At 37.2% G+C, this 12,044-nt stretch carries 12 protein-coding genes; 11 read left to right on the top strand and 1 reads right to left on the bottom strand.

Annotated elements, in window-relative coordinates:
* Window positions 1-17: 17 nt before the first annotated feature.
* Window positions 18-476, bottom strand: coding sequence for an Lrp/AsnC family transcriptional regulator (locus HX109_RS13315; RefSeq protein ID WP_178952777.1), 459 nt, complete (start codon window positions 474-476; stop codon window positions 18-20).
* A 160-nt stretch (window positions 477-636) separates the two neighbouring features.
* Between HX109_RS13315 and HX109_RS13310 the strand changes: the two genes are divergently transcribed.
* The 11 genes from HX109_RS13310 to ribB all read left to right on the top strand — a co-directional run bounded on the left by HX109_RS13310 (window position 637) and on the right by ribB (window position 11,995).
* Window positions 637-1,839, top strand: coding sequence for an aminotransferase class I/II-fold pyridoxal phosphate-dependent enzyme (locus HX109_RS13310; RefSeq protein WP_178952775.1), 1,203 nt, complete (start codon window positions 637-639; stop codon window positions 1,837-1,839).
* Window positions 1,840-2,276: 437 nt separating this feature from the next.
* On the top strand, window positions 2,277-3,731 hold the full coding sequence (nhaC, locus tag HX109_RS13305; protein ID WP_178952773.1) for a Na+/H+ antiporter NhaC: 1,455 nt from the start codon (window positions 2,277-2,279) through the stop codon (window positions 3,729-3,731).
* 206 nt (window positions 3,732-3,937) lie between these two features.
* Window positions 3,938-4,576, top strand: coding sequence for a peroxiredoxin (locus tag HX109_RS13300; RefSeq protein WP_178952771.1), 639 nt, complete (start codon window positions 3,938-3,940; stop codon window positions 4,574-4,576).
* Between the two features lie 7 nt (window positions 4,577-4,583).
* On the top strand, window positions 4,584-4,898 hold the full coding sequence (locus HX109_RS13295; protein ID WP_178952769.1) for a thioredoxin family protein: 315 nt from the start codon (window positions 4,584-4,586) through the stop codon (window positions 4,896-4,898).
* Entirely contained in the window at window positions 4,879-5,139 is a 261-nt protein-coding gene (locus HX109_RS13290; protein WP_178952768.1) for a DUF6952 family protein, read from the top strand. The genes HX109_RS13295 and HX109_RS13290 overlap by 20 nt, the downstream gene beginning before the upstream one ends.
* A gap of 134 nt (window positions 5,140-5,273) precedes the next feature.
* Window positions 5,274-5,777, top strand: a complete 504-nt coding sequence (tpx, locus tag HX109_RS13285) for a thiol peroxidase (protein WP_178952766.1) — start codon at window positions 5,274-5,276, stop codon at window positions 5,775-5,777.
* Window positions 5,777-6,133 (top strand): diacylglycerol kinase family protein, encoded by a 357-nt coding sequence (locus HX109_RS13280; RefSeq protein WP_178952764.1) that lies wholly within the window; start codon window positions 5,777-5,779, stop codon window positions 6,131-6,133. The genes tpx and HX109_RS13280 overlap by 1 nt, the downstream gene beginning before the upstream one ends.
* Window positions 6,134-6,195: 62 nt before the next feature.
* Window positions 6,196-8,616: a DNA translocase FtsK gene (locus HX109_RS13275; protein ID WP_178952762.1), complete on the top strand. Its 2,421-nt coding sequence runs from the start codon at window positions 6,196-6,198 to the stop codon at window positions 8,614-8,616.
* A gap of 33 nt (window positions 8,617-8,649) precedes the next feature.
* The gene (locus HX109_RS13270; protein WP_178952760.1) at window positions 8,650-9,300 is read left to right on the top strand and encodes a LolA family protein; all 651 of its coding nucleotides are present in this window, start codon (window positions 8,650-8,652) and stop codon (window positions 9,298-9,300) included.
* A gap of 9 nt (window positions 9,301-9,309) precedes the next feature.
* On the top strand, window positions 9,310-10,821 hold the full coding sequence (locus tag HX109_RS13265; RefSeq protein WP_178952758.1) for an LptF/LptG family permease: 1,512 nt from the start codon (window positions 9,310-9,312) through the stop codon (window positions 10,819-10,821).
* A gap of 22 nt (window positions 10,822-10,843) precedes the next feature.
* Window positions 10,844-11,995, top strand: coding sequence for a 3,4-dihydroxy-2-butanone-4-phosphate synthase (gene ribB, locus HX109_RS13260; RefSeq protein WP_178952756.1), 1,152 nt, complete (start codon window positions 10,844-10,846; stop codon window positions 11,993-11,995).
* The last annotated feature ends 49 nt before the right edge of the window (window positions 11,996-12,044 follow it).

The following is a 12,044-nucleotide window of genomic DNA, read 5'->3' as shown; positions in this document are numbered from 1 at the left end:
TTATAGGAGTAACATATTTACAAACTAAGTACAGTGGAATTCTTAACCTCTTCAATCATAAAAATACTATGGGTACTCCCAATATGTTTTAGAGAAGTTAATTTGGTGGTCATAAAAGTTCGGTAGGCGCCCATATCGGCTACACTTACTTTTAAAATATAATCTGATTCCCCACTCACATGATAGCATTCCAACACTTCTGGCAACCTTACTACCTCTCTCTCAAAACTGGTAATGTGTTCTTTGGTGTGTTGGGTTAACCGAACATGACAAAAAACGATAAAGGCTTTGTTGATCTTTTTTTTATCCAATAAGGCTGTATATCCTGTAATTATGTCGCCTTTTTCTAATTTTCTTATGCGCTCGTAAACGGCCGTTTTAGATAAATCCATTTGAATAGCCAAAGACTTGGTCGTCTGTTTGGCATCTTTTTGCAGCAACTCCAAAAGTTTTTTATCGATGTCGTCAAGTTTCATAAGCGAACAAATATCTTTTAAGTGAAAAAATTAATGATAAATATAAAATTAAAGTCGGTAATAATATTAATTTATAGATTAATAATCTAAATAAAAAGATATTCATTGATTATTAGACTTCTTATACTTTATTTTGATGTGAAAATTAAAATAACTATCAATGAAATTCAATCCTGCAGATAACATTCAAGATTTACAGTATTTCGGTGAATTTGGAGGTGTAAATCCTTCTATTTCTGATTCTTCTACCTATACTTTTCTTTCAGCAAAAACCATGTTCGATACATTTGAAGGCAATACCGAAGGGTGCTATCTCTACAGCCGGCATTCCTCTCCATCCAATCTATACCTTGGGGAAGCCTTAGCTGCCATGGAAGGCACAGAAACTGCCAATGTAACTGCTAGCGGTATGGGAGCAATAACTGCCGTAATTATGCAGTTGTGCAATGCAGGCGATCATATAGTTTCTAGCAGGACTATTTATGGGGGTACGTATGCTTTCATGAAAAATTTCCTGCCAAAATTTAATATCCAGACCTCTTTTGTGGATACTACCAACCTCGAAAAGGTGGAGGCAGCAATTACTGAAGACACTAAAATAATTTACTGCGAAACCATCAGTAATCCGCTTTTAGAAGTTTCAGATATTAAAGGTATTTCTGCCATAGCCAAAAAACACAACTTGCCTTTGGTGGTAGACAATACCTTTTCTCCTTTAACGATAGCGCCTGCAAAGTTGGGAGCCGATGTTGTGATTAATAGCTTGACCAAATTTATAAACGGTAGCAGCGATGCTGTGGGCGGTGTGATTTGTGGTACGGCAGATTTCTGTTTAAGCCTAAAGGATGTAAACGAAGGTGCAGGGATGCTATTGGGAAGCACTATGGACAGTTTAAGGGCTGCTTCCATCTTAAAAAACATGCGCACATTGCACCTACGAGTTAAAAAACATAGCGAAAACGCTCTTTATTTGGCCAATCAATTTGAAAAAGATGGTTTAAAAGTTGTATATCCCGGACTCCAATCGCATCTAGGATATAACACTATGAAAGCACAAATGAATGAAGAATACGGTTTTGGCGGGATGCTTACCGTAGATGTTGGTTCGCTGGAAAAGGCAAACGAATTAATGGAAATGATGCAAGAAAAGAATTTAGGATATCTAGCGGTAAGCCTTGGATTCTACAAAACTTTGTTCAGTGCCCCGGGAAGTTCTACTTCTTCGGAAATCCCTCTGGAAGAACAGGAACAAATGGGATTAAGCAATGGACTGATACGTTTCTCAATAGGACTTGATAACGACATTTCCCGAACGTATGAAATGATGAAAGAGTGTATGACAAAATTGAATATTCTAAGCTAAAAAACTGACAGATTGGTTTAGGTTTATATTCTAAAACTGCAGTCCTCACTTTTTTTGAGCTGACTGCAGTTTTGTTTTTTAAATATCCACTCACACTAGATGACTGCAATACCACGACCTAAAGGCGAAGCCAAAACATCATAGTAATTAATGATTTTACTGGCCATTGAAAAGATGAATATTGTTCTATAGTGAGTATTCCAAAGACAATACTCGCGACCATTTTTAAAGAAACAGGTTAAACATCTGTTTTATCAACTGTTTTCTTTCCCCAGCTAAAAGTTTAATTGTTAAACTTTGAACTTTCCCTGTCATTTCGTAACATTACATTTTTAAGTATCTTTGGGCGCAACCGAAGAAATTCGAAGCAAATTATAACGCAATTCGGCACCAGAGAACCGAATAACTTCCCTCCTTGAGGGCATCAAAATATTTTAATGGAAGAAGAGAAAGTAATTCAGAATAAGGAGCTCAGTATTTGGGAAGCCCTTATCCCAGTTATTGTTTTAGTAGGTTTATTGGCTTTTAATGTTTTTGTTTTTGGGGACGACGCACTTAGTGGTTCCAATCAATTTATACTCTTAATCGGGGGTGCCGTAGCGGCCATTGTAGGGATTCTAAATAAGGTTTCCTACGACAGGATGATCGAAGAAGTGTCAAACAACATAAAATCTACCGCTGGGGCTATTCTCATTTTACTTTTTGTAGGCGCTTTGGCTGGAACCTGGCTTATAAGCGGCGTAATTCCTTCAATGATTTACTACGGGCTCCAAATACTAAACCCAACCTTCTTTCTGGCAGCTTGTGTGGTTATTTGTGCTATCATTTCCATCGCTACTGGAAGTAGCTGGACAACCTCTGCCACCGTAGGTATAGCGCTGGTGGGAATTGGCGGCGCCTTGGGTATTTCACCTGGAATGACGGCCGGAGCTGTGATTTCTGGGGCTTATTTTGGAGATAAAATGTCACCCTTAAGCGATACCACCAACCTGGCACCGGCCATGGCGGGAACCGACTTGTTTACGCACATAAAGTACATGGCATTAACTACAGTCCCTACAGTAATTGTTACACTTATCATATTTACCATAATCGGTTTAAATTTAGACACTACCAAAGTACCCGATACAGCTTCGCTATTGGCTTCCATAGACAAATCTTTTAATATCTCCCCTTGGTTATTTATAGTCCCGGTAGTGGTTATCTTTTTAATTGTAAAAAAAGCACCCCCGCTATTGGCTCTTCTGGTTGGGACGCTGTTGGGCGGAATTTTCGCCCTTATTTTTCAACCAGAAATTGTAAAGAATATCTCGGGAGCAAATGAGCTTACTTTTATATCTGGCTACAAAGGTGTAATGAATGCCATTACGGTTGATACTTCCATAGAAACTACCAATGAGAAACTTAACGATCTATTCTCCTCCGGAGGAATGGCCGGCATGCTGGGAACAATTTGGTTGATTTTATGCGCAATGGTTTTTGGTGGGATCATGGATGCTATTGGCGCCCTCGCCAGAATTAGCCGGGCTTTACTTACGGCTTTCGATTCTGTATTTGGACTTTTTGCGAGTACCGTAGCCAGCTGCTTGGCACTTAACGTAACCGCATCCGACCAGTACTTGGCGATTGTAGTACCGGGCAAAATGTACGCCAAGGCTTATAAAGATAAGGGACTAGCTCCAGAGAATTTGAGTAGGACGTTGGAAGACTCAGGAACCGTAACCTCTGTATTGGTTCCCTGGAATACCTGTGGAGCTTATCAGAGCGGTGTTCTGGGCGTGGATACTACGGCTTATATTGGGTACGCTTTCTTTAATTATTTGAGTCCGTTTGTTACATTGCTGTATGCTGCCTTCAATATTAAAATCAGGCAATTAACAGATAAAAAATAATATCGCAATATTATATTTATTTTTTTAAGGATATTGCATTTTTGAGACCTCTACTTTAAACTATTCATAATACCTCTTGAAATTCATCACAGGTATTGTTATTACTTATTCTTTCATAAGTTAATATAATTTAAAATCTATTGCTTCCTCTCCGTTCCTTCTTAAATTTGTACTAGAAATTTAATAAACATTAAAAGTTAATAGATATGGCATTAGTAGGAAAAAAATTTCCAAATATAGCAGTAGACGCTATGAATGAAATGGGAGATACATTTAAAGTAAATGTGTTGGAAGAAGCAGTAAAGAATAAGAAAAAAGTCATTCTTTTCTGGTACCCAAAAGATTTTACATTCGTATGTCCAACTGAATTGCATGCATTCCAATCTGCTTTGGCAGAATTTGAAAAAAGAAACACTTTAGTGATCGGTGCTTCTTGCGATACTCCTGAAGTTCACTTTGCATGGTTAAATACTGCAAAAGACAATGGTGGTATCGAAGGTGTTACTTATCCGCTTTTGGCAGATAGCAATAGAAATTTGGCCAATATGCTACGTATTTTAGATCTTTCTTCTGAAACATACAATGAGGAAACAGATTCTTATGTTTACGAAGGGGATAACGTAACTTTTAGAGCTACTTTCCTTATCGATGAAGATGGTAAAGTATTTCACGAAAGTGTAAACGATATGCCAGTGGGTAGAAATGTAAATGAGTATTTACGTTTAATTGATGCATATGCTCACGTACAGAAAAATGGTGAGGTTTGTCCTGCAAATTGGGAAGAAGGTAAAGAGGCAATGAATGCCGATAGAAAAGGAGTTGCAGCATACTTAAGCTCAAACTAAGAAGAAGATGTTAGTAGAATTAGAAAAAGATAATTTAGCTGAATTGGTTGCAGAAAATGACACTGTCTTTGTACAGTATTCTGCCGGATGGTGCGGTAATTGCCGCATTATGAAGCCAAAATTCAAGAAGTTTTCTCAGGAAGCAGATAATGCAACTTTTGTTATTGTGGATGCCGAGAAATATCCTGAATCAAGAAAGCTGGCTCAAGTAGACAATTTGCCTACATTCGCAGCTTTTAAAAATGGCGAGGTTATCAACCAAATTCAGACGAATAAAACAGACGTTTTAAAATCTTTTATTGATGAAGCTTCCAGTAATTAAACAACTTTCGAGCTTTATTGAAGCGAATGATGAGGATTACGTTGTAGAGGCCATCGAAACATTGGAAGCCATTACAGAAGTTCCTTCTTTAAAAGACGAGGAATTGGATGTTATTGGTGAATTAATTTCCAATATGTACGGTGCCTTGGAAGTCAATAAAATGATTAAAGAAGACGGTATGAGCCAAAAAGAAGCAGTAAATGCTTTTATGAAACGGGTACTAGGTTCTATAGATAAATAGACCTTTAAACCTGGATGGGAAAAAATTAGAAAAAGTACTTAAAAGCTACCTGAAAAGGTGGCTTTTTTGTTTTTATATCCCCAATTATTAATACCTTTAATTAAATTAACAAATTTTAAAAAGCTATAATTATCATGGCAACAGTTACATTAAAAGGAAATAACGTACATACATCGGGAGAGCTTCCACAAACAGGAACAAAAGCTCCAGATTTTTCATTGGTTAAAACTGATTTATCTACTGCATCCTTAGCAGATTTTAAAGGGACAAGAGTAGTTTTAAATATTTTCCCAAGTGTAGACACCGGTACCTGTGCGGCCAGCGTGCGCAAATTCAATGAAGAAGTATCGTCTTTAGAAAACACCAAAGTTCTTTGTATTTCTAGGGATTTACCATTTGCAATGGCAAGATTTTGCGGAGCAGAAGGCTTGGAAAACGTAGTATCATTATCAGATTTTAGGAACCATAGTTTTGGTGAAAAATATGGACTGGACTTTACAGATGGACCGCTGGAAGGATTGCTCAGCAGGGTGGTAATTGTTTTAGATGAAGAAGGAAAAGTTATCCACACCGAACAAGTGGCTGAAATTGTAGACGAACCAAACTACAAAGAAGCCCTAAAGGCCTTAAAAGCTTAATGAATTTCCTTAAAAATAGATTTTTCAGTATTGGGTATGCTCTTAAGGGGGTATACCTTTTATTGAAAACCGAAGCAAGCATACAAATACAAATAGCCATTGCCGTAGCGGTAACGATAGCTGGTTTTTATTACCACCTCTCCCCTACAGAATGGATATTGCAAATACTTACCATCGCTCTAGTTATGAGCATTGAAGGTGTAAATACTGCTGTGGAAAAGATCGCAGATTTTGTCCACCCAGCACATCACAGCAAAATTGGTTTTATAAAAGATATTTCTGCAGGGGCGGTATGTATTGCAGCCATTGCAGCGATTATAGTTGGTTGTATTATCTACATTCCTAAAATATTTTGAAAATATAAAGCGAAACTATACGTTTGTAATTTGTATTTTTGCGACTAAACACAATCTAGCCAATGCCCAAAAAAAAGACGAAAACAAGTAAAAAAACTTCCACTAAAAAAATTCCATCTTTTAAGATTTCCAATCAACAAAAAATAATTTTTGGAAGTTTGTTAATGCTGATCAGCATTGCTTGTTTTGTAGCTTTTATCTCATTCTTCTCCACTTGGCAAGAAGATCAAAGTTTATTAAAGGAATTTGGAAACCGCCAGGCAGAAGCCAAAAATTGGCTCAATAAATTTGGCGCTTCCGTGAGTCACATTTTTATTTATAAAGGATTTGGAATTGCAGCATTCATATTTCCAATTCTTCTTTTTCAAACTGGATTCTATCTTTTTCTAAATTACAGTTTAAAAGAACTGGCCAATAGGTGGTTTTGGGGGATTATAGTAAGTGTATGGCTAGCCATTTTCTTCGGATTCTTTTCAGAGAGCGCCCCTTTGCTCGGTGGTGTGGTAGGTTTCGAAATGAATGATTTCTTACGTGCTTATATTGGTAAAATCGGACTGGCATTGTTGCTTTTATTCATTTTCATCACTTATGCCGTGATACGGCTGGGAGTTACACCACAAAAAATCGGATCTTTATTCCATACCACCCAAGAAGAGTTTAAAGCGGCTTTTAAAACCAATAAATCGAAAGCAGAAAAAGAAGAACCACAGGAAGAAAGCGGATCTGAAATTACCACAAAAAAGGAAACTGCAGAAACAGCAAATATTCACGATTCTAATGTTGACACCACTTCGGATGTTGATATTGAAAACTCTTTTGAAGTTAAAATAGCAGAAGACGAAGAAGAAAAACAACCCATTAGCACTATAAAGCGGGAAACCATTGCAGATGAAAATAGTGAGCTTCAAATGGAAGTGGAAACTGTGGAAGAAGAAAAAGAGGAAACTGATAACCTTTCAGAAAAACTTGTAAAAGATTTTGGGGAATTCGATCCTAAGCTAGCACTGAGCAATTATAAATTTCCAACATTGGAACTTTTAAACGATTACGGCGCGGGCAGTATTACCATAAACCAAGAGGAGCTCGAAGAAAATAAAAATAAAATTGTAGATACCCTTAAAAACTACAAAATAGAGATTTCCCAAATTAAGGCTACCATTGGTCCAACAGTTACTCTTTACGAAATTGTACCTGCTGCCGGGGTTAGAATCTCAAAAATCAAAAACCTAGAAGATGATATTGCTTTATCCCTTGCGGCATTGGGGATTAGGATTATTGCACCTATTCCCGGAAAAGGAACTATTGGTATAGAAGTACCTAATAAAAATGCAACAATTGTTTCCATGCGTTCCGTAATTGCTTCAAAGAAATTTCAAGCTGCAGAAATGGAGTTACCAATTGCCTTTGGTAAAAATATTAGTAATGAAACTTTTGTGGTAGATCTTGCTAAAATGCCCCACTTGTTAATGGCGGGTGCCACTGGGCAAGGTAAATCAGTAGGGCTTAATGCTATTCTAACCTCATTATTATACAAAAAGCATCCTGCTGAGGTTAAATTTGTATTGGTGGACCCTAAAAAAGTGGAGCTTACCCTATTCAATAAAATTGAACGTCATTTTTTAGCAAAATTACCCGATAGCGAAGAGGCGATTATCACAGATAATACCAAGGTTATAAATACATTAAATTCCCTTTGTATAGAAATGGACAACCGCTACGAGCTGCTTAAAAACGCTCTGGTTCGTAACATTAAAGAGTACAATACAAAGTTTAAAGCTAGAAAATTAAATCCGAATGACGGACACCAATTCCTCCCATACATTGTATTGGTGATAGACGAATTTGCCGATTTAATAATGACGGCTGGAAAGGAAGTGGAAACACCTATTGCCAGATTGGCACAGTTGGCCCGGGCAATTGGAATTCATTTAATTATCGCCACCCAGAGGCCGTCTGTAAATGTAATTACGGGTATTATTAAAGCCAATTTCCCAGCAAGGGTAGCCTTTAGGGTAACTTCTAAAATAGACTCTAGAACCATTTTAGATTCTCCCGGTGCCGATCAATTAATTGGCCGTGGGGATATGCTTTATACACAAGGAAACGATCTTACAAGACTTCAATGTGCCTTTGTGGATACTCCGGAAGTGGAAAAAATAACCGATTACATTGGCGGACAAAGAGCCTATCCGGATGCACATTTACTGCCAGAATACGTCGGGGAAGACTCTGGCACAGGTGTTGATATAGATATATCGGAAAGAGACGCCTTATTTAGGGAAGCTGCCGAAGTAATTGTTATAGCGCAGCAAGGTTCTGCATCCCTACTTCAGCGTAAGCTAAAACTGGGATATAATCGGGCAGGAAGAATAATAGATCAATTAGAAGCAGCCGGTATTGTTGGTCCGTTTGAAGGAAGTAAAGCAAGACAGGTTTTAGTTACAGATATGGCTGCTTTGGATCAGTTATTGAGTAATGAATAAGTAGAATACAAATACATAAACAATCATCATATAATGAAAAACATATTAGTACTATTCGCCATAATTTTATCATCTTTTACGGCAACAGCGCAAAGCGATGCAAAAGCAAAAGCCCTGTTGGATGAAGTGTATAATAAAGTAAAAGGTTACGACAATATCTTTATTGAATTTAAATATGCGCTCGACAATTCCGCCGAGAACATTCACCAGGAAACGAAAGGAGATGTTACCATCCAAGGGGATAAATATGTATTTAATTACTTAGGGGCTACCAAGATTTTCGACGGCAGTAAAACATATACCGTAATTCCTGAAAATGAAGAAGTGGTTATAGAAAGTAATGAAGACAATGCCGAGGAAGGGACCATTACTCCTTCAAAAATGCTTACTTTTTATAAAAAAGGCTACAATTATAAATGGGACGTTTTACAAAACGTGAAAGGTAGAAATATTCAATATGTAGAATTAACTCCCATTGACAGCAATTCAGAAATAAAACAAATATTGTTGGGAATAGATGCACAAACCAAGCACATTTATAATTTAATTGAAGTGGGCGCAAATGGTACAAAAACCACCATAACCGTTAATTCTTTTAAAACGAACGAACCCATTTCTAAGTCGCTATTTACCTTTAATAAAGCTAAATACGAAGATTTAGGTTATTACATCATTAAAAATTAAGAGTGCCCATTGAAGATTTTAGATAGATATATCCTTTCAAGGTTTTTGTATAACTTCATCAGTTCCTTTGTGATCTTGATGTTCATCTTTATTTTTCAGGCAATTTGGTTTTTTATAGACGAATTTGCCGGGAAAGATATCGATTTGGTTATTGTTGGGAAGTTTCTTTTTTACTACTCCCCTAACCTTATCCCCAATGTTCTGCCATTAACGGTTTTATTGGCTTCTATAATGACTTTTGGGGCGTTGGCAGAAAATTACGAGTTTGCCGCCATGAAAGCTTCGGGAATATCGCTTTACCGTGCCATGAGAGGCCTTATCATATTTATTACCTTTTTAAGTATCGGAACATTTTTCTTTGCCAATAATGTAATTCCGGCTGCGGAATACAAATCGTACAACCTGCGTAGGAATATTGCACAAATGAAGCCTGCAATGGCTATTTCTGAAGGTGCCTTTAGTACAGTAGGTGAAGATTTTAGTATGAAGGTTGACAAAAAACATGGTGAAGACGACCGATTGTTGGATAATGTCATAATCCATCAACTTACCGATGGAGGAATCAACGATAAAGTCATAAAATCGGTAGACGGTGAACTGGTGAGCAACGAAAACTCCAATATTCTTCAATTGGTTTTAAAGGACGGGAATTTCTATCAAGATCTAAAAGCAGAAAGCCGTGATAAAAGGGACAACTATCCTTTTGCAAAAGCTTATTTCGATACATATACCATATTTATGGATTTAAGCAATCTTAACAATGTAGACCTAGAAGAAGAAAAGGTTAAAAATACCTTTAAAATGCTTAATGTCTCCGAATTGGATTATGCGATAGATTCTTTAAAAAAGGATAACGAAAAGATTTTTACCAATTTTGGTGAAAACGTTTATAAGAGAACAGGAGCTGCCAGCTTAAAATTACGGGAAAACACGAAGCGACCTAAAAAGACGTCTTCAAATAAAAAGCAAAAACCCGAAAAGAGCAAAGAAGAAATAAAAAGCTTGATAAAAACCAATATCGATAGCATTATTACCATTACAGAGGATTACAGAAGAACCCAATTGGTAGATATGGCACTTAATACGGTAAAAAACACGAAATCTACTTTAGAAGGCAAGAAATGGGATTTAAACCGAAGAACAAAATTGTACAATCACCATATTTTGTCCAAACATCAAAAATATGCCTTGGCTTTTGCTTGTTTTATACTCTTTTTCGTAGGTGCTCCCTTAGGTGCCATTATTAGAAAGGGAGGGCTCGGTTTACCTATGGTATTGGCTATCGGTCTGTTTTTAACCTATCACTTTATTGGGATATTTACAAAAAATTATGCTGAAGACGGGAGCCTTCCCCCAGTAATTGGTGCGTGGATTTCTACCGCTATTATGTTGCCGCTGGGTATTTTTCTAACTCGGCGGGCCACGGCAGATAAAGCTGTTTTCGATATCGGAAATAGTCTTGCCAAGATTAAAGGGGTTTTCAGTTTCTTGAAGAAAAAGAAGTCAGATGCTCCAAAATAAGTATCTTTGATAAAAATTTGCAATGAATACCGATACACTAATGTCTACATCAGATATTAAATTAAATACCATTGAAGAAGCTATTAACGACATCCGTAAAGGAAAAGTAATTATAGTTGTCGACGATGAGAACAGAGAAAATGAAGGGGATTTTGTAGCCGCTGCAGATAAGGTGACTCCGGAGATGATTAATTTTATGGCCAAATACGGGCGTGGATTGATTTGTACTCCGCTTACCGAAAAAAGATGTAAAGATCTAGAACTTCACCCCATGGTTGGTAATAATACCGACCCTATGGAAACCGCATTTACGGTTTCTGTAGACCTTAGGGGTTACGGGGTAACTACGGGGATCTCTGCTGGAGACCGCGCTAAAACCATAAAAGCCCTTATAAATCCAGAAACGAAGCCTTTTGAACTTGGAAGACCGGGACATATTTTTCCTCTGGTGGCTAAAGAAGGTGGTGTTTTAAGAAGAACAGGACATACAGAAGCGGCCATAGATTTTGCTAGGCTTGCCGGACTGGAACCAGCAGGAGTAATTGTGGAGATTATGAACGAAGATGGTTCCATGGCACGTTTACCAGAACTTTGTAAAGTTGCACAAGATCTAGACCTAAAAATTGTAACTATTGAAGATTTAGTGGCATACCGCATGCAACATGATAGTTTGATTGAGAAAAAGGAAGATTTTGAGATTGAAACCCGATTTGGAAAGTTTAGGCTACGTGCTTATAAACAAACCACCAACGACCAAATACACATCGCACTTACTAATGGAACATGGAAACCAAATGAACCGGTGCTTACACGAATTAATTCTACCTTGGTAAACAACGATATTCTTGGAACCCTTACCACCAATGCAGATAAAAAATTAGACGACATGTTTAGCCTTTTAAATAAAGAAGGGCGTGGAGCAATTGTTTTTATCAACCAAGAAAGTCACTCTTTAAATTTGTTAAATCGCCTATCGGAACTGAAAAAACTTCAATCTGAAGGAGAAATGAGAGCACCAAAGGTAAATATGGATGCGAAAGACTTTGGTATTGGCGCCCAGATATTACACGATTTGGATATTTCTAAAATTCGGCTCATGTCCAATTCCACTCAAACAAAAAGAGTGGGAATAATTGGTTACGGACTCGAGATTGTGGAGTACGTTAATTACTAAATAATAATAAAACTTAATGAAAAATCAAAGCGGCAATTGAAATTGCCGC

The organism is Galbibacter sp. BG1 (assembly GCF_013391805.1).
GTDB lineage: Bacteria > Bacteroidota > Bacteroidia > Flavobacteriales > Flavobacteriaceae > Galbibacter.
Note: the sequence above shows the minus strand (reverse complement) of the source record. Positions and strands in the feature narration are given on the sequence as shown.